Here is a 23,858-nt window from a genome sequence, read left to right on the forward strand (position 1 = left end):
TTACTTTGTCTCCTTTTTCGGTAAAAAGTCGTTTGTAAATGCTTGTACTGCGTTAAATTCGCCCTCTAAAACTTTGTTGCTGGCCATCCATTTCGCGTAGTTTTCCCAGACAGCTAGCTTTTGCTCGCCCCATTGTTTAGCGTCGTCTTGATACTTATCTGCTAGCCATTCCTGACTTTTATGCACAAGGTTTTTATCTAAATCAGGTACAGCTTCTAGTAAAATATCAGCTGCCTCATTCGGATGTATTATCGCATATTCATAGCCCTTTGCTGCAGCAGCGACAAATGCTTTGACCGTCTCAGGATCATCCTTAATCATTTTTTCATTTGTAGCGAGTACAGGCGTGTAATAATCTAACTGATCACTATAATCTGTTAAATATAGCATGTTCAGTTTTTCGCCACGTAGTTCTGCTTCGATACCTGTCCATGCATAATAGATCCACGCAAAATCAATATCTTTTTTCATCATTGTGAAGAAATCTATATCGCCTGCATTGACAATATCTAACTTATTAATATCCGCATTTTCTGTTTGCATAAGTGATTGTAGTACAGCCTTTTCAAGTGGTGCACCCCAGCCACCGTATGTTTTACCTTCAAAATCCTTTGGTGACGAAATGCCTTTTGATGCAATGGATGCGAAGCCAGAAGTATTATGCTGAATAATCGCTGCAATCGATACTAAAGGTACATCTTGCACACGGGCCTGTGTAATCCCTTCCTGATAACTTACGCCAAACTGAGCCTTGCCAGACGCCACAAGCTGATCAGCACCTGTTTCGCCAGGTAATAAAATATCGACATCTAAGCCTTGCTCCTTAAAGAAGCCAAGTTTTTTCGCAACATATAAACCTGTATGATTTGTGTTCGGTGTCCAATCGAGAACGACTGATACTTTTGTTAATCCCTTAGTATCCTTTTTATCCTCTTTTTCGCTACAGCCCACTAATGTTAACAGTGTAGCCAACAGGATCAATAACCATTTTTTCATGCTGAATCCTCCAAGTAAAGTAGTGTGAAATTGTTCATAAATGAATGTGTTTACCAGAAGAAAGCGTATTCACGGTCTGTTTACACCCAAACCCAAAGTCTGTGCATGAATAAAAGTCTGAAAACATAAAAAACGCCTAGGATTCCTCCCAGACGTTTTGTAATCAATATCAAAAACTTTTACTTTTTGAATAGATGTTCCCTACGCTGGTACGAGCCAAATCAGGTTCAAAGAGTCAGCGTCTATCGGACACAATCTCAGCTGGCAACACCAGCCCCCCTACATTCTTTCCATATGAACTTTTCGTGATTATTATACCCATATCTATCCGTAAATGACAAGGCTCTGTTTTCTGAAAGCCCCGTAAATATAATTTAAAGCCTCATCTTTCTCTTCAACAATTCCATTTCCTGAGAATATTCACCGTTTTTTTGGTAAAACATTTTTTATTTAAAAGGAATCCCCTCCTGAAATCAAGAAGCGGTATATTGTTCGAAGTTTTAATAGGCACTGTTAAATACTATTGTTGATAATCAAATCAAGAACCTTTTGTGGTTTTTAATTTTTGCTTTTAGTAGTAAGACGTTGAATAAGAATCAGTAATCTTCATAACAACTTACTTGTAAAGCTACACCCGATTCACCAATTTGCCTAAAAACTTTATTGTCACTATACACCTACCCTTTCTTTTGATTCCTATATAGAAAAAAAGCCCAGCTCTCTAAGGAGCATGGGCTATAAAATCAGTTTTATTTCTATTCTTTTTTGACCGTAAAGACATGTGAAATAGCACCGTCTGTAGCTATATCCACTTTAAAGGAGCCATTGGAATGGCGATCTGCTCGAGTTAATGCTTGTACATCAAGGATCTCTTGCACGCCTTTTTCCGTTTCGATTGTTAGCCGTTCCTCATCAGTTACCTTGACTACAGCCACGATACGATGTGGGTTCGCTTTTAATTCCGTTAACACTTTTAAGCCACGTTTTGCACGACTCGTCATCTCTACCTCGGCAACATTCATTTTCTTCACCGCACCACGATGTGTCACAATCGCAACATATGCCGTGGCATTTGGCGGTAAAACATTGATGCCGACTAATGCTTCTCCGTCTTTCAGCGTAATCCCTTTGACACCGCCTGTTTTCACACCCGTTACTGGCAATTCCTCCATTGGGAAACGAATAGCATAGGCAGTATCTGTTGTTAACATTAGTTCTACTTCGTCTGTCACGATACCTGCAAAAATCATTTCATCGCCTGACTTAACATTCATCGTTTTGATTGGTTTAGAATAACGTGTAACAGCATAATCTGCTACAGGTGAGCGTTTAATTTGTCCATCTTTCGTAGCCGTTAAAATATACGTATTGGCCTGTTCAAATGTCTCAAAACCATATACAGCAATAATAGATTCATCTTCCCCTGTCGGCACAATACTAGAAATATGCTGACCAAGATCCTTCCAACGAATATCAGGTAGTTCATGGACAGGCTGATAAATATAATTGCCTCGATTTGTAAACAGCAGTAGATGATGCTGTGTATTTAAATTTGCTTCATATAATAAATAATCGGAATCCTTCATCGCAAAATCCTGACCATTCGAAGCTGCATGTGAACGTGTAGATGTACGCTTAATATAGCCATCCTTTGTGACAGTCACTACGACCTCTTCACTTGGGACAAGGACATCTAACGTAATTTTGATTTCTTCAATTTCTTGTTCGATTTTTGAACGACGTGGCTCTGCAAAGCGCTTTTTAATGTCAAGTAGTTCCTGTTTAATAACACGTACAAGCTTTGCTTCACTATTAAGAATACCTTCAAGCTTGGCGATCAGTTTATTTAGTTCATCCTGTTCATGGCGAAGCTCTGTGATATCTGTATTCGTTAATCGGTATAATTGCAAGCTAACGATCGCCTCTGATTGCACTTCTGTAAAGTCAAATTTCACCTGTAAATTCGTTTTCGCATCTCGTTTATCATTAGACGAACGAATCGTAGCAATAACTTCATCTAAAATAGAAAGCGCCTTAATCAAGCCATCAACGATATGCGAACGATCTTTAGCCCTTTGTAAATCATAAACGGAGCGGTTCGTCACAACTTCCTTTTGATGGGCAATATAAGAATCCAGTAACAATGGCAATGTCATCATTGTCGGACGACGATTATGGATAGCAATCATATTAAAATTATAGGCTACTTGTAAATCAGTTGTTTTGAACAAGTATTGTAAAATCCCTTGTCCTGGAACATCTTTTTTCAGTTCAATGACAACACGTAGGCCGGTACGATCCGATTCATCGCGAATTTCTGCAATTCCTTCAAGTCGTTTATCCACTCTTTGTTCATCGATTTTCTTCACAAGATTTGCTTTATTGACATCATACGGTAATTCCGTAATAACGATTTGCTCTTTGCCACCTTTAATTGGCTCCACGACTGCTTGAGCGCGCACGATAATTTTACCGCGACCAGTCTCATACGCCTTTTTAATACCATCGACACCTTGAATGATCCCACCTGTTGGGAAATCAGGCCCTTTAATTACAGTCATTAATTCATCAACAGTAGTGTTCGGCTTATCTAAGCGCATGAGAACACCATCTAGCACCTCATCAAGTGCGTGAGGAGGGATATCTGTCGCATATCCAGCCGAAATACCAGTTGAGCCGTTGACTAGTAAATTCGGGAAACGAGCAGGTAAAACAGTTGGCTCCATATCCTGATCATCAAAGTTCGGTACAAATTCAACAGTTTTCTTGCCAATATCACGGAGCATTTCCGCTGCAATTGCAGAAAGCCTTGCCTCTGTATAACGCATCGCTGCCGGAGGGTCACCATCAACAGAGCCGTTATTCCCATGCATTTCAATAAGCATATGGCGCGCCTTCCAATCCTGACTCATGCGCACCATTGCTTCATATACGGAGCTGTCACCATGTGGGTGATAATTACCGATAACATTACCGACAGTTTTGGCTGATTTACGGAATGGTTTTTCGTTCGTATTGCCCTCTGTAAACATCGCATATAAAATACGTCGTTGCACAGGCTTAAGACCGTCACGTGCATCAGGCAACGCGCGGTCTTGTATAATATATTTACTATAGCGACCAAAGCGGTCACCCATCACTTCTTCTAAGGGTAAATCTTGGAATTTTTCCGTACTACTCATGCTTGGTCCTCCTCTTGTTGGATGAATTCATTTTCTAAAATATTTGAATCATCCTCCATACCGAAGTCTACATTAGCTTCGATCCATTTACGGCGCGGCTCTACCTTATCGCCCATTAATGTTGTCACACGTCTCTCAGCACGTGCACCATCCTCAATCGTTACACGAATTAATGTACGCGTATCAGGGTTCATCGTCGTATCCCACAGCTGGTCAGCATTCATCTCACCAAGACCTTTATAGCGCTGTAATATGTAACCCTTACCAACTTTTTTAATGGCCTTTTGTAAATCATTTTCGGTCCAAGCATATTCAATCACTTCTTTTTTACCAGTGCCTCTTGATACTTTATAAAGTGGTGGTAATGCGATAAATACCTTTCCAGCTTCAATCAATGGTCGCATATAACGATAGAAGAATGTTAGTAGCAGCACTTGAATATGCGCTCCGTCCGTATCAGCATCGGTCATAATAACGACTTTGTCATACGCTGCATCCTCGACAGAAAAATCTGTTCCGACGCCAGCACCAATGGCATGGATAATCGTTGAAATCTCTTCATTTTTCATAATATCCTGAAGCTTTGCTTTTTCTGTATTAATAACTTTACCTCGCAAAGGTAAAATCGCTTGGAACGTACGATCTCGCCCTTGTTTTGCAGAGCCACCTGCAGAGTCACCTTCGACTAAATACAGCTCGTTTTTCGCCGCATTTCGAGATTGTGCAGGTGTTAATTTTCCAGAAAGAATGGTACTTGCTTTTTTGCTCTTCTTGCCGTTTCGTGCATCTTCACGTGCTTTACGAGCCGCTTCACGTACTTGCTGCGCACGAATAGCTTTACGAACAAGTGATGCAGACAATTCAGCGTTTTCCTCAAGCACATATAAAATTTGCTCCGAAACAACACTATCTACTGCCGAGCGTGCCTCACTTGTCCCAAGTTTCCCCTTCGTTTGACCTTCGAATTGCAATAAATGCTCTGGTATACGAACAGAAACAATCGCTGCTAAGCCCTCTCGAATGTCTGTCCCTTCAAGATTTTTATCTTTATCTTTTAACAGGCCAATTTTTCGTGCATATTCATTAAAAACACGTGTTAAAGCCGCCTTGGCACCAGTTTCATGTGTCCCACCATCTCGTGTACGCACATTGTTAACAAATGAAAGGATTGTTTCTGAGTAGCCATCGTTGTATTGAAAGGCGAATTCAACTTCAATTTCGTCTTGAATCCCTTCCACATACTTAACAGGATGAAGTACGTCTTTCTCCTCATTCAAATACGCAACGAAAGCTTCAATGCCGTTCTCATAAAAGAAAACATCACCTTTGCCTTCCTCGCGTTCATCGATTAACTCAATTTTTAAGCCTTTTAATAAAAACGCTGACTCACGTAATCGTTCTGCAAGCGTATCATAATTGTATTTTGTTACAGAGAAAATCGTGTCATCTGGCAGAAAATGAACAAGCGTTCCTGTCTGCTTTGTTTGTCCAATTTCTTCTAATGTCGTCACAGGATGGCCACCGTTTTCAAAACGTTGACGATACTTTTTACCATCGCGGTGAATCGTTACTTCTAAAAAAGTAGATAAGGCATTAACAACAGACGAACCTACGCCATGTAAGCCACCACTTGTTTTATAGCCACCTTGCCCGAATTTACCACCAGCATGTAAGACAGTAAAGATAATTTCGGGAGTGGGTTTCCCCATCTTATGCATACCTGTTGGCATTCCACGGCCGAAGTCTCGAACGCTGATACTTTGATCTTTATGAATATGGACAATGATATGAGAACCAAAGCCAGCCAGTGCTTCATCCACCGCATTATCTACGATTTCATATACTAGGTGATGAAGTCCACGGCCATCTGTAGAACCGATATACATGCCGGGTCGTTTTCGTACCGCTTCTAATCCTTCTAATACTTGAATGGCGTCATCATTATAGACGCTTGGTGACTGTTTATTCGCCAAAAATTTCCCCTCCAAAAAACAAAACGCATGTTCTATTTATGTTCTCTTCCTAATAATAATAGCATTTCCTGTCAATAGCTAGTGACAGACCCAATAAATTTTTAAAATTTCCTCACAGCTTTGTCGTTTTGAGCTTTTTACCGAAAGAAAAAGTTGCAATAGTTGCTTTAATATGTATTACTAACTATCCTATTCCCTTGACGCAGGATCGTAAACATTAGTTGCATAAATGAAACAACATAGGGCTATCTTCTGGTCATTACTCTCATTTCAAAACGATACCAATCGCTATAGGTTTTGTTCTTCCATACAGAAGCATTTGAATATCCCCTGAAAAATATACAATTCAGTACTTAATAGGTTTCTTCTGTCTATTAGAAAATTCATACTAACTTACTCTAGAAATTAAAGATAGACTTCTATTCTACCAAAGGAATGGATGATTGACAAAATTGCCTTTATACCTATATTTTTAGAAAGGGCTTTCATGCAACCAACATGAATCATGTCAAAAAGCCTAACACATATTCAACTACATATAAAAATCCTTGAAAAATAGTTATCTTTTATAATGAATTCAAGATACACGAAGAAATCTCCTTCATGACATTGTAGATTGTAGAGAAAAAGTGTAGAATATTTATTACATATTATTAGTACCAAGTAATAATCTATGGATGAAAGGAGTCCAGCTATGCTAAATGGACTTATTATTTTATGTGCTTATTTAATCGGCTCGATCCCTTCTGGGTTATGGATAGGCAAAGTTTTTTATAAAACTGATATTCGTCAACACGGAAGTGGTAATCTAGGTGCGACAAACACTTTTCGTATTTTAGGAAAAAAAGCAGGAATAGTCGTAACGATTATGGATGTCTTAAAAGGTACAGTAGCCGTATTACTTGTAGCTCTTCCTCTATTCTCTGATGTCTCTATCCACTCGCTAATACTTGGACTAGTAGCCGTTATTGGTCATATGTTCCCTATCTTTGCAGGTTTCCGTGGAGGGAAAGCGGTAGCAACATCAGCTGGAGTTCTCTTAGGATATTCATGGCCACTATTTGTCTTACTATTTATTGCTTTTATTGTAACATTAAAAATAACGAAGATTGTAAGTTTAACTTCTATGATTGCCGCTTTAGTAGCACTTATTTATTCAATCGTATATTATTTTGTTACAGGCGATTTTGCGTTAGGTATTTTAGTAGCATGTTTATTTACTTTTATCATGTACCGTCACCGAGCAAATATTGCCCGCATTAAAAATGGTACCGAGCCAAAGGTGAAATGGCTGTAACGAGGAGAGGAACATTCTAATGAATATCGTACTAACAGATGAGGCCCTACAATGGTTCAAACAAGAGATGGAAGTAGAATCCGGAGATACTATTCGTTTTTATGCTAGATATGGTGGTTCCAGTCCTTTTCATGAAGGCTTTTCTCTAGGCATGACACGCGAAGAACCAATCAACATTGGTGTTAAGAAAGTTATTGACGATGTTACCTACTATATAGATGAAAAAGATATATGGTTTTTCAATGATCACAGTTTATATGTAGATGTGGATGTTACAAATGACGAATTAAAATATGAGTATAAAAAATAAAGCAGTGTTCCCTTTCGTATATACGAAAGGAACACTGTTTTTTATTTGAATTCAATTCCAACCTTGGTTTATCTTCTATCAAAGTTGTACATTATATAGTTATGTAAAACTTGAGGAGGAAATGAAAATGTCTATTTCTAAAATTACTGATACCTCCCAAAACAATGACCAACTATATAGTTCTCTTTCTCAAAATTTAAAGTTGATTAAAAACACACTTGGGAATAGTAATGACCTTGTCATACGAGAAATTACCATTGGAAAAGCTGAACAATTTACGTTAGCGATCATCTATGTAGATGGCCTATCCGATAAAATAAGCATTTCTAATGCTGTAATTGATAAACTAATGCTTGATATTGAGGATAATCATGATGCAGAAGTAGAAAAGATTATCCGATATTTAAGAGATTCTTGTTTAACAGTCGGCGATGTTAATGATATTTTTCATTTTTCAGCACTGTACAATTCAATTTTGAATGGTAATACGGTTATTTTATTAGATGAATCTTCTACTGGTATCGTTACAAGTACTCAAGGTGCAAAAGATAGAGCCGTTATGGAGCCATCTACAGAGTCGGTCATTAGAGGTCCAAGGGAATCCTTTACGGAAACATTACGTACGAACACTGCTCTGGTTCGTAGAAAAATAAAAAGTCCAAATCTCTGGATCAAGTCTCGTATTGTCGGTGAAGTAACAAAAACGGATGTTGCTGTTATGTATTTAAATGGCGTTGCCAATGACAAAATAGTAGCTGAGGTTCTTGCCCGTTTAGACCGTATTAATATTGATGGTATTTTAGAAAGTGGCTACATCGAAGATTTTATTCAAGATTCAAAATCCTCGATATTCCCTACAGTTTATAATTCTGAACGACCTGATGTTATAGCTGGCGAAATATTAGACGGAAAAATTGCTATTTTAGTGGACGGTTCACCGTTTGTCCTAATTGTACCTGCCCTTTTTACAGCCTTTTTACAATCTGCTGAAGATTATTATCAGCATTGGATGATTAGTTCTCTTGTACGCCTTTTGAGGTTTTTCGGAATTAGCCTAGCCATGGTGGCACCATCTCTTTACGTAGCTATCACTACCTTCCATCAAGAAATGCTACCAACCCCTATGCTGATAAGTATTGCATCTCAACGAGAAGGAGTCCCCTTCCCCGCCGTTGTAGAGGCACTCATTATGGAGGTTGCATTCGAGGTGTTACGAGAAGCGGGTCTTCGAATGCCTAGAACCATTGGACCAGCCGTATCCATTGTTGGAACATTAGTGATCGGTCAAGCTGCCGTAGAAGCTGGAATTGTATCAGCCGTAATGGTTATTATTGTAGCATTAACAGCCATTTGTAGCTTTTTATTCCCCGCTTATGGCTTATCAAATACCGTTCGTGCTCTTCGTTTTCCATTAATGATTTTAGCAGCAATTGTTGGATTGTTTGGTGTAATGTTAGGCCTTATGATCATCGTCCTACACATGTGCAGCATACGAACTTTTGGTGTTCCATATTTAAGTCCATTCGGCCCATTAATTCTAAAAGATCAAAAAGACGCACTAGTGTTGTTCCCTCGTAGAGCTTTATTGACTCGACCACGCTTAATTAGTCAAAAAAATACTGTCAGGGGTCATAAATATTTCGATACGAAAAAAAGGAATTAAACGAGGAATGAACTATGTCAAAATTTAAAGCACTCTGTTTACTAATGATTGTTACTTTGCTTTTAGGTGGTTGTTGGAGTAAGCGTGAACTCAATGAATTAGCGATTGTCGCAGCATTAGGTATAGATAAAGTAGATAATGAATTTGAAATAACTGTTCAAGTTGTGGATACTGGTGAAATTTCCTCAAAACAGCCTTCTTCAGGACGATCACCTGTTATTACCTATCATTCAACAGGGGCAACGGTCTTTGAGGCCATTAGAAAAATGACAACAGTAACAGCTAGAAAACTTTATTTTGCTCATCTTCAAATAGTTGTGCTCGGTAACGAATTGGCAGAAGAAGGAATTAACGAACCGTTAGATTTGGTTTCAAGAGATCATGAATTCAGAAATGATTTCGATGTCATCGTTGCCCATGACGCGACTGCCGATGAAGTATTAAATGTATTAACACCTATCGAAAAAGTACCAGCAAATAAATTACTAAATTCTCTTAAAACGTCAGAGAAAACTTGGGGTACAACCGAATCCATAAAAATTGATGAATTAATCAATACTTTAAATACTAAAGAAACTAGTGTAGTCATGTCTGCTATTGAAATACAGGGGGATAAAAATATTGGCAAGGAGCAAACGAATGTTAAAAGATCGAAATCTCCTGTGCTATTGAAGTATGCGGGCTTAGCTGTTTTTAAAGAAGGTAAACTCATTGGGCTTTTAACGGAAGATGAGAGTAGAAGCCTAGGTTTTTTAAAGGACAAAATAGACAGTACAATTGAAATTCTTGCTTGCCCTAAGGGTGGTACGTTAGCAACAGAGATTACTCACTCAAAGACGAAAGTAAAAGGTAAATTTGAAAATGGAGCTCCCAAAATCGATGTTGTTATAGATGTTAACCAAAATGTCGGAGAAGTTCTATGTAATATAGACCTTACGAAAGAAAAATCGATTCACTTAATAAATAAAAAAACAGAAGAACTTATTAAAAAACGAATCGAAGAAACAATTCGTTCAGTTCAACAAAATTACCAGGTCGATATTTTTGGTTTTGGTGAAGAACTTCATCGCACAAATCCTAAAGAGTGGAAAAAAATCAAAAAAGACTGGCTAACGATATTTCAAGAGTTACCAGTCAAAGTTAAAGTACATGTCAACACACAAGGATTAGGAACGATGGAAAACTCATTAGTGAATAAGACGAAGGGAGAATAAGCCATGATTATGACGATATTCATACTAATAATTTCTGCTGTTATTGCCTTTGCCTTCATTCCAAAATTAAAAAAAAATAAAGAAACGAAAACGATTGTTATTTTTTCGATTTTTTTATTGATCGGCGCTGCATTAAATATTGGGGTCTCATTAAGAATCAAAATTCCAAGCCCACTTGATTTGATTACCTTTATTTTTTCACCTATTAAAGAGTTAATCGTCTCCCTGATAAAATAAGAGGGAACTTTATGTTAAGAGAAAGGGGTTTCGTTCATATGGAAAAAGAAATAATTAGTTCAAGACAATTTATGATCATTACCCTTCTCTTTTCAATTGGGACAGCCATTTTAATTCTCCCTGCTAGTGTAACAATCGAAGCAAAGCAAGATGCATGGATTGCAGCTATCATTGGTGTCGTTTTAAGTTTACCCTTAATAAAGCTTTTCGTTACTCTAGGAAAACGGACACCTACCCTTACATTTATAGAGGCTAATGAAAAGATACTAGGTCGTTTTTTCGGAAAATTAACTTCGATTGGCTTTATTCTTATAGCCCTTCTTTCTGCAGGTGAATTATTATATTTCATTGGAATTTTCATGAAAACGGAAATCATGCCAGAAACACCTACGATGGCCTTTGCATTTCTGTTCAGTATTATCATTATTTATGCTGCATTTCTCGGAATTGAAGTTTTTGCCCGTTCTGCAGAAATACTATTTCCTGTATTTATTTTAATTTTTATTTTCTTTGTAATTTGTATTTCACCATCCATCAAGATTGAAAATTTACAGCCAATATTGGAAACGCCAAAAAAATCAATATTCTTTAGTATGATTCGATTTATAAGTCTTTTTTCATTCCCACTTGTCATATTATTAATGATTTTCCCTTCTGCAGTTAACGTCCAAAAATCTGCACAAAAAGGCTTTTACATTGGTTCAATTATTGGAGGGATTGTCTTAGTTACTATCATTACACTGTCTATCCTTGTCCTAGGTCCGGCAAATACAGCAGCTAGGACATTTCCAAGCTATTCATTAGCTCAAAGAATTTCAATCGGGAATTTTTTGCAGCGTATTGAAGTTATTATGGCAACCATGTGGATTATTTCAATTTATATTAGAACTTTTATGTACTTTTACGCTGCGGTCGTCGGCATCGCACAAATATGTAAAATTAACAATCATCGACCGCTCATTTTTCCATTCGGAATGATTATCCTTGGACTTTCACAAATTGTTCATCCTAATATCATTCATTCAGATATTTACAATAGAGACACATGGCCTATATTTTCCTTCGTTTTCATGGTTTTTTTACCATTAGTTTTATTAATTGTCGCGAAGATTCGCAAAATTAACGGTAATCAAGGAAATAATACGAAAAGTAATTGTAGTACACAGAATGAAAGTGGTAGTAATAACGGAAATGCTACACAAGGTGCAAGTAGCAATAATAACGATACTTCTTCACAGAGTAATAGTACTAGCAATGGCGGAAATGATACACAAGGTGAAAGTAGTAATAATAACGATACTTCTTCACAGAGTAATAGTACTAGCAATGGCGGAAATGATACACAAGGTGAAAGTAGCAATAATAACGATACTTCTTCACAGAATAATAGTACTAGCAATGGCGGAAATGATACACAAGGTGCAGGTAGCAATAATAACTATACTTCTTCACAGAGTAATAGTACTAGCAATGGCGGAAATGATACACAAGGTGAAAGTAGTAGTAATAACGATACTTCTTCACAGAGTAATAGTACTAGCAATGGCGAAAATGCTACACAAGGTGTAAGTAGTAGTAATAACGTTAATTGTACTCAAAATGAAAGTAGCAGTAATAGTGAAAATCCTTCACCGAGCAAAAGTGATAACGCTTCAAGCAATACTACACAGAATGATAGCGATACCGGGAATACTCCAAACAGTGATAAAAATAAAGATTCTCCAGAAAGTTAACAGCATAGCAAAAAAAGGAATCAAACGAATGATTCCAAAATTTTTAAAAATAAAGAAACAAAAACAATTGTTATTTTTTCGATTTTTTTATTGATCGTCGCTGCATTAAATATTGAGGTCCATTAAGGATCAAAATTCCAAGCCCATTTCACCAATTAAAGATTTAATTGTCTCCTTGATAAAATAATAAGGAACTTTATGTTAAGAGAAAAGGGGTAGCGTTCATATGGAAAAAGAAATAATTAGCTCAAGACAATTTATGATCATTACCCTTCTCTCTTCAATTGGGACAGCTATTTTAATTAGCCCTGCTAGTGTAACAAGTGAAGCGAAACAAGATGCCTGGATTGCAGCGATTATTAGTGTCGTTCTAAGTTTACTCTTAATAAAGCTTTTCGTTACTGTAGGAAAACGGACACCTACCCTTACATTTGTAGAGGCTAATGAAAAGATATTAGGTCGTTTTTTCGGAAAAATAACTTCGATTGGCTTTATTATTCTATCCTTTCTTTCTGCTGGTGAATTATTATATTTCATTGGCATTTTCATGAAAACAGAAATTATGCCAGAAACACCTATGATGGCCTTTGCTTTTCTGTTCAGTATTATCATTATTTATGCAGCATTTCTAGGAATTGAAGTTTTTGCCCGTTCTGCAGAAATACTATTCGCAATGTTTATTTTAATTTTTATTTTTTTTGTAGTTTGTATTTCACCATCCGTCCATATGGAAAATCTACAGCCAATAATGGAAGTACCAGCAAAATCATTATTCTTTAGTATTATTCGATTAATGAGTATTTTTTCATTGCCACTTGTCATATTGTTAATGATTTTTCCTTCTTCTGTTAACGTCCATGAATCAGCCCAAAAAGGTTTTTACATTGGCACAATTCTTGGAGGGATTGTCTTAATTGCTATCATCACACTGGCTATCCTTGTCCTAGGTCCAACAAATACTGCTTCTAGGACATTTCCTAGCTATTCATTAGCCCAAAGAATTTCAATCGGGAATTTTTTGCAGCGTATTGAAGTTATTATGGCAGCAATGTGGATAATATCAATTTATATTAAAACTTTTATGTTTTTTTACGCTGGGGTCATCGGCATCGCACAAATATGTAAAATTAACAATCATCGACCGCTCATTTTTCCATTCGGAATGATTATCCTTGGACTTTCACAAATTGTTCATCCTAGTATCATTCATTCAGAAATTTACAATAAAGAAACCTGGCCTATTTTTTCCTTTATTTTCGCTATCTTATTACCATTAGTTTTACTACTTGTCGCGAAGATTCGCAAAATCAACGGTAATAATACAAAAAGTAATTGTAGTACACAGAATGAAAATGGTAGTAATAACGGTAATGCTACTCAAGGTGCAGGTAATACTAATAACGATAATTCTTCACAGAGTGATAGCAGTAGCAATGCTGGAAATGATACACAAGGTGAAAGTAGTAGTAATAACGGTAATTCTACTCAGAGTGATAGTAGCAGTAATGGCGGAAATGCTACTCAAGGTGAAAGTAGTAGTAATAACGGTAATTCTACTCAAAATGATAGTAGCAACAATGGCGGAAACTCTTTACAGAGTGAAAGTAATAGTAATGACGAAAACTCTACTCAGGGTAATAGTAGCAACAATGGCGGGAATTCTTCTCAAAGTGGAAGTAGCAGTAATGGTGGAAATGCTACACAAAGTGAAAGTAGCAATAATGCCGGTAATACTACTCAAAATGAAAGTAGTAGTAATAACGATAATTCTACTCAAAACGAAAGTAGCAACAATGACGGAAATGCTACTCAAAGTACAAGTATTAGTAATAACGATAATTCTACTCAAAGTGATAGTAGTAGCAATGCCGGTAATACTACTCAAAATGAATGTAGTAATAATAACGATAATTCTACTCAAAGTGCAAGTAACAATGGCGGAAAAGCTACACAAAAAAGTAATAGTAATACTGATAATTGTGCTCAAAATGAAAGTAGTAGCAATGCCGGTAATACTACTCAAAATGAAAGTAGTAGTAATAACGATAATTCTACTCAAAGTGCAAGTAACAGCGAAAATCCTTCGCAGAGTGATAGTAGCAACAATACTACACAGAATGATAGCGATACCGGCAATACTCCAAGCAGTGATAGAAATAAAAATTCATCAGAAAATTAACAGCATAATGGCGTGAAAAAATGATGACCCTGAAATATCAAAGTCATCATTTTTCTTTATTGTAATTGAGCGGTTTTAAATATGATATTCAATCTGATCGACAAAATCCCATTCGTATGGTGTTTCTTGGTAAACATAGTAGTTCAACCAATTCGAGAATAATAAATGTGTATGGGCGCGCCAAGTATTAATCGGTTCATTTGCAGGATTATCATGTGGGAAATAATTTACTGGTACATCAATATCTAATCCTTTCGCAACATCACGACTATACTCATCAGCTAAAGTTGTTGCATCATATTCAAGATGACCAGTAATCATAATGTTTTTATTATCCTTAGATTGCACAATGAAAACACCAGCATCTTCAGAATAAGATAGTAATCGTAAATCGGGATGGCTAAGTACTTCATCAATTGATACGGATGTATAACGTGAATGTGGTGCAGTAAATGAATCACTAAAGCCACGTACTAAGTCCACTGTTAAATCCGTAATAACATGCGAATATACACCTGAGCATTTAGCAGGCAGCCCAATTTTACCAATACCGTAATGATGATATAACGCTGCCTGTGCACCCCAACATATATGTAAAACCGATGTTACGTTTGTCTTGGACCAATCCATAATTTCAGAAATTTCCTGCCAGTAGTTCACTTCTTCAAATTCCATTTTTTCTACTGGTGCACCCGTAATAATCATGCCATCATAGCGGCGATGACGAATTTGATTGAAAGTCGTGTAAAATAACTGTAAATGTGATTTACTAACATTTTTTGATTCATGCGTAGCTGTATTTAAAAATGTAATATTCACTTGTAATGGTGTATTCCCCAATAAACGAAGTAATTGCAGTTCTGTTTTTTCTTTTTCTGGCATTAAGTTTAAAATTAATATATTTAACGGACGAATTTGTTGAGTTTTCGCTCTGTCCTCTTCCATTACGAAGATTTTTTCCTCACGTAAATGTTCTCCAGCTGGTAAGTTTTTCGGAATATTAATTGGCATCTTGCATTCCCCTCTCTGTTATTTCTCTCTGTTAAAATCAATTAATCAATGCACGGGCCCTGCGCAAAGTTCAATATGTCAAACGATGAAATTAAAAAATCCCCCTCATTCCATATGAGATAGAATGAGAAGGATTTTTCCACGTTCACTCTTATCTCTCAAAGGACAAATCCTTTGCTGGAATTAGCACCTTTCTAACTCTCGTTAGAGGTTGCTGAAGCGTCATCGGGCCAAATCCCTCAACTTCTCATGATAAGATTATTTAATTAAAAAGAATTGTAACATGAACAATTAAGAATATCAATAATACATAGAATATTTTGTTATTAATCATGCATGTCATTATGTTTTTAGGGAAATTATAGTTTAGTTATTTATCTTTACACCCTAGTGATACTTTTGCTATAGTCTTTACTTATGTAGACCTTGGTGAAAAAACACTTTTTATCGCCTCTATTATTCCAAACACAAGAAAGATGCCAAAAAAGATAGTAAGTAAATTGAAATTTGGTGTTTCATAAAAAGTAAACCACTCTTTGAAAATTGAAGTTTCCGTAATTCTTCCAATAAACGTTCCGCCAATATCTCTATAATTAGGTATCCATCCTGTTGCTTCACACGTAATAAAGATTATCTGTGACAATAAAAATACACCAATAGAAGACACCCAAGTCTTTTTCAAAAATGGAATTGGATTTTTTTGTTTATTAGCCAAGTTATATCCCCCCTCTAATTGTTATACGTAAAATTCAGGAATAAGTTTCAAAATTAAACATATATTCTCTTTTTTAGATAATCCTATCAATTATATTTGTCGATGAACGGCTTAATCATGTATTTGTAACTATTGATATTTGCTTGAGTCGTATTGTTGAATTTTCTGTCTGCAATAAAATCATCATAAGCAAACTTTAACAGCATAAAAAAATACACCTCTCCTCATCTAAATTAATAGACAATAAGAAGTGTATTATTAATAACAAATAAACTTTAATCTACTCAACATCTTATCATGCACTTCAAACCCTTGGTACGACTGGGTTTCTAAAACAATCCCTCAATTTCTCATGATGAGATTATTTAATTAAAAAGAATTGTAACATGAACAATTAAGAATATCAATAATACATAGAATATTTTGTTATTAACCATGCATGTCATTATGTAATTTGTTTAACACTAATCTTGAAACTATGTCTACATATTTTATGGTAAACAAGCTGTAATTATGTTAACATATACCTTTAGTAACAGAGAGGAACGTGAATAGTTTGATTAAAATTGAATTTCCAAAACCAGATTTAGTAATTCGCCAACGCGAACAAGATTTAAAGCCAGGTGATGTACCAATCACACCGTACCATGGTTTTATTGATTTCCATAAAATCACACGTGAAAACGGTGGTATTTTCTTATTCTACAATGAAGAGAACGAACTATTATTTGTCGGTAAAGCACGTAAAATTCGTCAACGTATTAAAAAGCATTTCGAGGACAATGTGTCACCGATGAAAAATCACCGTAATGAAATTTTCAAAATTGAAGTGTATGAAGTGGAAGATCCAATGGAACGTGAAATTTACGAAACATACGCGATCAATTCATTCCGCTCTAAATACAATGTTGATAAAGTATTTTATTAATATTTAACGAAAAAAAGAATCTGCTCGCCTTCTGTAATGTACATGACGGCTTGCAGATTCTTTTTCAATACTTTCATTCTAAGAAAAATGCTTTACGTTCTTTAGTAATCCATTCCTCAAGCTCCGTATCATCACGCTTTAAAAGGCGATTAATAAGCACGTCATGCCATATATAATCCTCTAATAAATAGATATGAACAGGATCATTGGTAATAAAAGCCGTTTCCTGATTTGACGGAGAGTGACCATAAATCATTTGCTTGCCATCTACCGATAAAATAAACCAATGAGGTGTAGACGCATTCCTCGTATAGCGAGTGATACGGTGTTGGTCAACGGAAGCTAAATGGTCCTCCACATACAAGGTAATTCCATGAACAGGGATATGCTTCGCTACCTCATGTATATCTTCCCGCAATTCTTCATACATATCTTCCCACATTGATAATATGACTTTTTTCTCCGCCTTTTTTAATAAAGACTGACAATAATTAACGATTGCCTCTTTGCCTTTTAATGTGACAACCTTATGCTCCGCTTCCTGCTCTTTTACCTCTAATTTTTCTAATTGATCACTAATCGATGTGAAATTTGACTGCCAACGTTGTTGAATTTGTTGTAAAAACACAGCGACAGGAATGGAAGAGTATGTCGTTTGATCTGCCGTTTCTTCTTTCAATACTAACCCTTTTTCAACAAGTACATCAAGTATGTCGTATATTCTTGCACGAGGGATACCGGAGTTTTTACTTACTTGATAGGCACTAACATGACTATTTTGGACAAGTGCAGTATAGGCCTTTGCTTCATATTCTGTGAATCCCAATTCTTTTAATTGGGCGATTAATAATTCCATCGAATCCCTCCATTACCTCTATTATAAGATAAGCCTATGAAGATAAGCCAACGAAAAAATTAGTCTTTACAGCCTCGCGAAATTTAGTTACTATTTCAGTAGTAACTATTGAGAGGTGCACACATGCTATTTGAATTAGATGTAAATGTAGTCATATTATTAATATCTTTTGGATTTTTAGCCGCCTTTGTGGATGCGGTCGTTGGAGGTGGAGGCTTAATTGCTTTACCTGCCCTTATGTTTGCTGGTTTAAATCCAGCAGCAGCCGTAGCAACCAATAAACTTGCCGGCACTATGGGTTCTTTGACATCAACCATTTCTTTTTATCGTTCTGGTCAGCTAGAAATTCGGTCAGTTATCAAATACTTTCCCCTAGCCTTTATAGGATCACTTTTTGGGGCTTGGACTGTCCATTTAATCAATCCTGAATTACTAAAACCACTCATGCTCATAATGCTTGCTGCTGTTGCAGTCTATACCATCTTTAAAAAAGATTGGGGTTCAGTAGCTTCAGTCAAAAATTTAAAGTTTACACACTTAGTTTTATTCATGCTGTTGTTATTTACAATTGGTTTTTATGATGGGTTTCTTGGTCCAGGAACTGGCTCATTTTTAATTTTTAGCTTTTTATTAGTCGGCTTCGATTTCTTAAAGGCTGCAGGAAATGCTAAATTTCTAAACTTAGCAAGTAATTTTGCTGGTCTTTTAATGTTCGCCTACTTAGGTCAGATTTATTATGTCTACGGTTTACTAATGGGTATCGCTCAAATTGCCGGTGCGCTCGTAGGCTCACGCATGGCGATTAAAAAAGGTAGCGGCTTTGTTCGCGTATTATTTATTATCGTAACGATTACTTTGTTAACTAAAAATGCTTATGATTACATAAAAAACGCCGTAGATATCTAGCTCTACGGCGTTTTAGCTTTCTATGGGCATTCCACCCTTCATATCGGAGAGGCTATCCGTCGTTTCAGTTGTTCTATCCGTCACTTTGGAGGTTCTTTCCGTCGCTTCAGTGATTTTTTCCGTCGCTCCGGGTGGTCTTTCCGTCGTTCCGGGGGGTCTTTCCGTCACTTTGAACTTTCTATCCATCAATCCAGGGATTCTATCCACGATTTTGGACGCTCTATCCACGATTTCGAAGGTTCTATCCACGACTTTGTGATTCTAGCCATTATTTGGAGGATCCTTCCCTCGCTTCAGTGGTTCTTTCCGTCACTTCGGAGGTTCCATCCGTCGCTTCAGTGATTCTTTCCGTCGCTCCGGGTGGTCTTTCCGTCACTTCAAGTTCTTTCCGTCGTTTCAGTAATTTTATCCGTCACTTCTAAGGTTCCATCCGTCGCTTCAATGATTCTTTCCGTCGCTCCGGGAGGGTCTTTCCGTCACTTCAAGTTCTTTCCGTCGTTTCAGTGGTTTTATCCGTCACTTCGGAAGTTTCATCCGTCACTTCAGTGATTCTTTCCGTCGCTCCGGGTGGTCTTTCCGTCACTTCAAGTTCTTTTCGTCATTTCAGTGGTTTTATCCGTCACTCCGGAGGTTCCATCCGTCACTTCAGTGATTCTTTCCGTCGCTCCGGGTGGTCTTTCCGTCACTTCAAGTTCTTTCCGTGATTTCAGTGGTTTTATCCGCCACCTCGGAGGTTCCATCCGTCACTCAGGAGGGTCTTTCCGTCATTTTGAACGTTCTATCCAAAATTTTTGACAGTCTATCCATCATTCCGAACATTCTATGCGTTTTGCTTATTTTCTACAGTATAAAACGCCGTAGACATTCACTCTACGGCGTTCTCTAATTTAAATAAACAACTTTTCATCTTTAAATTTATGACTTGTTAATAAACTAACAATAACAAATATCAATAATGAAGCGACTATTGGAATTGTCACAGTATGCATGCCAAAGACAGAAGGATAAAAACGATCAATGATAATATATAAGGTCATACCCGAAATCATTGAGGAAATCGCACCATATTTGTTGGCTTTTTTCCAATATAGTCCTAATACAACTGTCCAAATAAAGACTGCTTCAAGTCCTCCAAAAGCAAATAAATTAAGCCATACTAATAAATCAGGTGGATTTAGTGCAAAAACAATAACAACTAAACCAATCACTGCTGTAACAATAAAACTCGCACGCTTAATTTCCGTATCATTCGCTGTTGGTTTTATATAATTTAAGTAAATATCTTTCACTACTGTAGAGCTAACAAGCATTAGTAGCGCATTAACTGTAGACATCGTAGCTGCCATTGGTGCAGCTAAAACAATGCCAGCTAAAAATGGCGGCAAAACTTTTAATGTCAGCAGTGGCATAACTTTATCACCAATCTCAATACCTGGTATCACTGGTCGTGCTAAAACACCGATTAGATGCATCCCAAACATAATTGTCCCGATGGCAATAGTGCCAATGATAATGGCTAAATGCATGCTTCTTGAATCTTTATAGCTCATAGCACGAACTGCGATTTGTGGAAGCCCCACAACTCCGACACCTATCAAAATCCAAAATGTAGAAACGTATAATGGCGTTAATTCACCTTCTGCTCCAAATGGAGACACAAGATTCGGATTCTCAGCGACAAGTGAGGTCATAATATTATCGATTCCTCCACCAGCGATGATTGTCCCAATTAATAAAATAATCGTTCCAATGACCATAATCGAGCCTTGCACAGTATCCGTCAATGCAACCGCACGGAAGCCCCCAATAATAACATAAACCAATACGGAAATCGCAAAAATAAAGAGTGCAGTTGTGTAGTTTAAGCCAGTTAATGATTCAATTAATCGAGCACCACCTACCCATTGTGCCATCATTGCAGAAAATAAAAAGATGATGATGCTAATGGCTGATAGGATGACAATGGCATGACTCTTATAGCGTTCTCGTAAAAAGTCTATTAACGTGATGGCTTGATAACGTCTTGCGATAATAGCAAATTTCTTCCCTAAAATCATTAAAACAAAATAACCTGCAGGAAGCTGCGCCATCGCCAGTAATACCCAGCCAAGCCCTTTCGTGTAAGCAACGCCTGGACCACCAATAAAGCTACTTGCACTACCGTACGTAGCAATCATTGTCATCGCAAGGATGAAGCCGCCCATTTCACGACCACCAAGGAAGTATTCCTGTAAAAATGAATCGGAAGAGCGTATATGCTTATTTGACCATATCCCAATACCAAAGATGATTACTAAAAATAATAACAGTGGAAAAATAACTTGCCAGTGCATTATTGATCCACCTCCTCATCGTCAAATGGTACCTCTTTGAAAAAGAGTTTCATGACGACCCAGATTAAAATAATCATAAAGCATGTCCCTGCAATACAGCTATAGAAAAACCATGCAGGGAAACCGAATACATACGTATAGCTTGTTGGATCACCAGAGCCTAGACCATAGGCAAAGCCAAACCAAATCGCAAAGTTGACGATAACAAGCCCGATACCGATAAGCGCCTCTCGATGCGCAATTTTAAAGCGTTGATCTTTCAAAATATAGTCCCCCTAATCTACTCTATTTTACTGATATGTTCGTATTATGGGAACCTTTGTGTAGAAATAAATTTCTTATATGTGCTCTGCATCTCAGCTTCCTCCTCATTTTATATTCCTTGCATCCAACTTTAACATAAAATCCCACACAACTAAAAAACACTCCTTTTTTAGGAGTGTTCGTTTAGTGTATTTGCTAGATTAATTTTTTTCTTTTTAGGTACTTGTTCGTCCCCAAGGTAAACCCGTTAGGACCCAAGCGTTTTTCAACTAATATTGGAATTTCTTTAGTAAGCTTTGAAGCTCGTCTGCCTGTTGTGCCATCTCTTTGGCAGAAGAAGCCATATTATCTATGAAAGCTAATTGCTCCTCCGCTGTTAACGTAACGTGGTCGGTGCTTTCAGTTGCCTTGTTTGCAATGCGCGCCATTGCTTCTGTTGAGGCAGTAACTTCTTCAACACTTGCGGACATTTGCTCCGTCACAGCAGAGATGTCATGCAACTGTGTACTAACCCCCTTAATCGACTGCATGATTTTATGGAAGGCTAGCTTTGTATCATCGACAACATCCATACCTGCGGCAGCTTCTTTCGAGTTACTAGAAATAGCCGTAATAACATTGGCCGTATCATTTTGAATTGAATGAATAAGTGATGCTATTTGTTCAGCAGATTCCTTTGATTGTTCTGCTAATTTACGAACCTCATCTGCAACGACAGCAAAGCCTTTGCCTTGCTCACCAGCACGAGCCGCTTCAATGGCAGCATTCAAGGCAAGCAAATTCGTTTGATCGGCGATACTTGTAATCACATCAACGATATTGCCAATTTGCTGTGACTGATCACCTAATATTCGCACCTGCGCCTCTACATGGTCGGATGATTCATTAATAATTGTCATTTGATTCAATACACGATTCAAAGAGTCATTTCCTTGAGCAGCCTCATCACTCATTAAATCAGCAGCATCTGAAACCGTTGAAGCGGTTTCAGCAACTTGTTGGATGCCAATCGCCATTTCCTGCATGGCCGTTAAGCTATCACTAGTGCTATGTAATGTTGTTCTTGAACCATCGGCTAAATCTTGAAGTGTTGAAGTTAGCTGTCTCGTCATATCCGCCGTTTGCTGTGATTTAGATGTTAAGCCATCAGACGATACATCAACTTGTTTAGAGGATTGTGCTATTTGTTGCATGACTACCTTTAAGCTTGTCAGCATTTTATTAAACGATTGCGCAAGCTCACCTGCTTCATCTTTGGAATTAATTTGTAGCTGTTTTGTTAAATCTCCCTCTCCATCCGCAATATCTCGAAGTTGAGCATTCATTTCACGAAGCGGCTTCACAAATGCTCTTGTAAAGAGGAAGCTACCTAATATAGCAATGACAGCTCCGATGAACAATACAATGAGAAGCTTGCCGATAAATGCAAAAATAATAGCATTCACTTCATCGATCGTTTCACCGACAAACCACATCCCAATGATGTCTCCATTTGCATCTTTAATAGGTGCATAGAGTGTTAAGTATTTCGTTCCTACTACATCTGCCTCACCAATAAAGGTTTCCCCTTTAGTCATTACATTTTCAACGACTTTTGGATCAGCATCTTTGCCAACTAAACGTTCGCCATTTAGCTTTAGATTAGTAATAAGTCCTTTTGAGCCTTGGAAAATGGTTACACCACCATCGATGCTTTCTCCAACCTCATCAACAAAGGCTTCCTGATCAACTATTTTTGAATCCCCTTTGTAAAGTTCCCCATCTTTAATAGTCCAATCTCCCTTAAATCGTTCTTCTAGAAGCGCATAGCCGACCTTTGAAATATGGCTTACACTCTGCTCAAAATTATTAAGCATAATTTGCTTCACTTGTATATGGGATACAAATCCAATCATAATGCTTAAAAACAGGATAACTCCCACTAATAGCAAATTAAATTTGGTACTAATTTTAAAAGTGCGCAAATAATTTTTCTCTCCTTTCTCATATTTAACAGGAATATTATGTATAAAATGTAATCCATTTTTATTAAACATTATTCTGTAAATAGTTTCAATACAT

Annotated in this window: 18 protein-coding genes and 2 riboswitches; of the genes, 9 read left to right on the plus strand and 9 right to left on the minus strand. The window is 37.1% G+C overall.

All coding sequences use genetic code 11. The features are described from left to right. From ACQKOG_RS19735 to parE, 3 genes are all read right to left on the minus strand, one after another. Positions 1–996, minus strand: a complete 996-nt coding sequence (locus ACQKOG_RS19735) for an ABC transporter substrate-binding protein (protein ID WP_402874986.1) — start codon at positions 994–996, stop codon at positions 1–3. Between the two features lie 181 nt (positions 997–1,177). Next, a riboswitch (TPP riboswitch) is annotated at positions 1,178–1,287 on the minus strand. 464 nt (positions 1,288–1,751) lie between these two features. Then, complete coding sequence (gene parC / locus ACQKOG_RS19740; RefSeq protein ID WP_427448066.1) at positions 1,752–4,178, minus strand: DNA topoisomerase IV subunit A; 2,427 nt, start codon at positions 4,176–4,178, stop codon at positions 1,752–1,754. Continuing rightward, positions 4,175–6,151, minus strand: coding sequence for a DNA topoisomerase IV subunit B (gene parE / locus ACQKOG_RS19745; protein ID WP_370076525.1), 1,977 nt, complete (start codon positions 6,149–6,151; stop codon positions 4,175–4,177). The genes parC and parE overlap by 4 nt, the downstream gene beginning before the upstream one ends. Before the next feature lie 694 nt (positions 6,152–6,845). On the opposite strand from parE, the gene plsY reads away from it, so the two are divergent. From plsY to ACQKOG_RS19780, 7 genes are all read left to right on the plus strand, one after another. After that, on the plus strand, positions 6,846–7,448 hold the full coding sequence (gene plsY, locus ACQKOG_RS19750; protein WP_370076527.1) for a glycerol-3-phosphate 1-O-acyltransferase PlsY: 603 nt from the start codon (positions 6,846–6,848) through the stop codon (positions 7,446–7,448). A gap of 19 nt (positions 7,449–7,467) precedes the next feature. Continuing rightward, entirely contained in the window at positions 7,468–7,758 is a 291-nt protein-coding gene (locus ACQKOG_RS19755) for a HesB/YadR/YfhF family protein (protein WP_370076529.1), read from the plus strand. A gap of 127 nt (positions 7,759–7,885) precedes the next feature. After that, positions 7,886–9,421 (plus strand): spore germination protein, encoded by a 1,536-nt coding sequence (locus tag ACQKOG_RS19760; RefSeq protein ID WP_370076531.1) that lies wholly within the window; start codon positions 7,886–7,888, stop codon positions 9,419–9,421. A gap of 14 nt (positions 9,422–9,435) precedes the next feature. Continuing rightward, on the plus strand, positions 9,436–10,635 hold the full coding sequence (locus ACQKOG_RS19765) for a Ger(x)C family spore germination protein (protein WP_370076533.1): 1,200 nt from the start codon (positions 9,436–9,438) through the stop codon (positions 10,633–10,635). A gap of 3 nt (positions 10,636–10,638) precedes the next feature. Beyond that, entirely contained in the window at positions 10,639–10,872 is a 234-nt protein-coding gene (locus ACQKOG_RS19770; protein WP_402874997.1) for a hypothetical protein, read from the plus strand. A 38-nt stretch (positions 10,873–10,910) separates the two neighbouring features. Then, a complete protein-coding gene (locus ACQKOG_RS19775) occupies positions 10,911–12,605 on the plus strand; it encodes an endospore germination permease (RefSeq protein WP_427448070.1) in 1,695 nt (564 codons plus the stop codon). Between the two features lie 226 nt (positions 12,606–12,831). Beyond that, on the plus strand, positions 12,832–14,784 hold the full coding sequence (locus ACQKOG_RS19780) for an endospore germination permease (protein ID WP_427448072.1): 1,953 nt from the start codon (positions 12,832–12,834) through the stop codon (positions 14,782–14,784). Between the two features lie 75 nt (positions 14,785–14,859). On the opposite strand, the gene metA is transcribed toward ACQKOG_RS19780, so the two are convergent. Together metA and ACQKOG_RS19790 are read right to left on the minus strand one after the other, a co-directional pair. Beyond that, positions 14,860–15,795 carry a homoserine O-acetyltransferase MetA gene (gene metA, locus ACQKOG_RS19785; protein WP_427448073.1) on the minus strand — a complete coding sequence of 312 codons (936 nt, stop codon included), beginning with the start codon at positions 15,793–15,795 and terminating at the stop codon, positions 14,860–14,862. Between the two features lie 148 nt (positions 15,796–15,943). Then, positions 15,944–16,054, minus strand: a riboswitch (SAM riboswitch). A gap of 156 nt (positions 16,055–16,210) precedes the next feature. Beyond that, positions 16,211–16,510 (minus strand): YfzA family protein, encoded by a 300-nt coding sequence (locus ACQKOG_RS19790; protein ID WP_427448075.1) that lies wholly within the window; start codon positions 16,508–16,510, stop codon positions 16,211–16,213. Positions 16,511–17,066: 556 nt separating this feature from the next. Between ACQKOG_RS19790 and ACQKOG_RS19795 the strand changes: the two genes are divergently transcribed. Further along, positions 17,067–17,438: a nucleotide excision repair endonuclease gene (locus ACQKOG_RS19795; RefSeq protein WP_415730643.1), complete on the plus strand. Its 372-nt coding sequence runs from the start codon at positions 17,067–17,069 to the stop codon at positions 17,436–17,438. A 73-nt stretch (positions 17,439–17,511) separates the two neighbouring features. On the opposite strand, the gene ACQKOG_RS19800 is transcribed toward ACQKOG_RS19795, so the two are convergent. Next, on the minus strand, positions 17,512–18,294 hold the full coding sequence (locus ACQKOG_RS19800) for a TrmB family transcriptional regulator (RefSeq protein ID WP_427448078.1): 783 nt from the start codon (positions 18,292–18,294) through the stop codon (positions 17,512–17,514). A gap of 123 nt (positions 18,295–18,417) precedes the next feature. On the opposite strand from ACQKOG_RS19800, the gene ACQKOG_RS19805 reads away from it, so the two are divergent. Then, positions 18,418–19,200 carry a TSUP family transporter gene (locus ACQKOG_RS19805; RefSeq protein ID WP_427448080.1) on the plus strand — a complete coding sequence of 261 codons (783 nt, stop codon included), beginning with the start codon at positions 18,418–18,420 and terminating at the stop codon, positions 19,198–19,200. 887 nt (positions 19,201–20,087) lie between these two features. Here ACQKOG_RS19805 and panF read toward each other — a convergent pair. The 3 genes from panF to ACQKOG_RS19820 form a co-directional block, all read right to left on the minus strand. Then, a complete protein-coding gene (gene panF / locus ACQKOG_RS19810) occupies positions 20,088–21,533 on the minus strand; it encodes a sodium/pantothenate symporter (RefSeq protein WP_427448082.1) in 1,446 nt (481 codons plus the stop codon). Further along, on the minus strand, positions 21,533–21,796 hold the full coding sequence (locus ACQKOG_RS19815) for a YhdT family protein (protein WP_370076560.1): 264 nt from the start codon (positions 21,794–21,796) through the stop codon (positions 21,533–21,535). Before ACQKOG_RS19815 ends, panF begins: the two co-directional genes overlap by 1 nt. A 270-nt stretch (positions 21,797–22,066) precedes the next feature. Continuing rightward, positions 22,067–23,761, minus strand: coding sequence for a methyl-accepting chemotaxis protein (locus tag ACQKOG_RS19820; protein WP_427448084.1), 1,695 nt, complete (start codon positions 23,759–23,761; stop codon positions 22,067–22,069). Positions 23,762–23,858: the final 97 nt, after the last annotated feature.

Origin of the sequence: Lysinibacillus sp. NPDC093216, assembly GCF_050280325.1 — a bacterium.
Classification (GTDB): Bacteria; Bacillota; Bacilli; order Bacillales_A; family Planococcaceae; genus Lysinibacillus.

What these genes read in the sequence shown, in the direction of transcription:
- ACQKOG_RS19735 (WP_402874986.1), bottom strand. Translation starts at nt 996, where the DNA reads ATGAAAAAATGGTTATTGATCCTGTTGGCTACACTGTTAACATTAGTG.
- parC (WP_427448066.1), bottom strand. Translation starts at nt 4,178, where the DNA reads ATGAGTAGTACGGAAAAATTCCAAGATTTACCCTTAGAAGAAGTGATG.
- plsY (WP_370076527.1), top strand. Translation starts at nt 6,846, where the DNA reads ATGCTAAATGGACTTATTATTTTATGTGCTTATTTAATCGGCTCGATC.
- ACQKOG_RS19755 (WP_370076529.1), top strand. Translation starts at nt 7,468, where the DNA reads ATGAATATCGTACTAACAGATGAGGCCCTACAATGGTTCAAACAAGAG.
- ACQKOG_RS19760 (WP_370076531.1), top strand. Translation starts at nt 7,886, where the DNA reads ATGTCTATTTCTAAAATTACTGATACCTCCCAAAACAATGACCAACTA.
- ACQKOG_RS19765 (WP_370076533.1), top strand. Translation starts at nt 9,436, where the DNA reads ATGTCAAAATTTAAAGCACTCTGTTTACTAATGATTGTTACTTTGCTT.
- ACQKOG_RS19770 (WP_402874997.1), top strand. Translation starts at nt 10,639, where the DNA reads ATGATTATGACGATATTCATACTAATAATTTCTGCTGTTATTGCCTTT.
- ACQKOG_RS19775 (WP_427448070.1), top strand. Translation starts at nt 10,911, where the DNA reads ATGGAAAAAGAAATAATTAGTTCAAGACAATTTATGATCATTACCCTT.
- ACQKOG_RS19780 (WP_427448072.1), top strand. Translation starts at nt 12,832, where the DNA reads ATGGAAAAAGAAATAATTAGCTCAAGACAATTTATGATCATTACCCTT.
- metA (WP_427448073.1), bottom strand. Translation starts at nt 15,795, where the DNA reads ATGCCAATTAATATTCCGAAAAACTTACCAGCTGGAGAACATTTACGT.
- ACQKOG_RS19800 (WP_427448078.1), bottom strand. Translation starts at nt 18,294, where the DNA reads ATGGAATTATTAATCGCCCAATTAAAAGAATTGGGATTCACAGAATAT.
- ACQKOG_RS19805 (WP_427448080.1), top strand. Translation starts at nt 18,418, where the DNA reads ATGCTATTTGAATTAGATGTAAATGTAGTCATATTATTAATATCTTTT.
- panF (WP_427448082.1), bottom strand. Translation starts at nt 21,533, where the DNA reads ATGCACTGGCAAGTTATTTTTCCACTGTTATTATTTTTAGTAATCATC.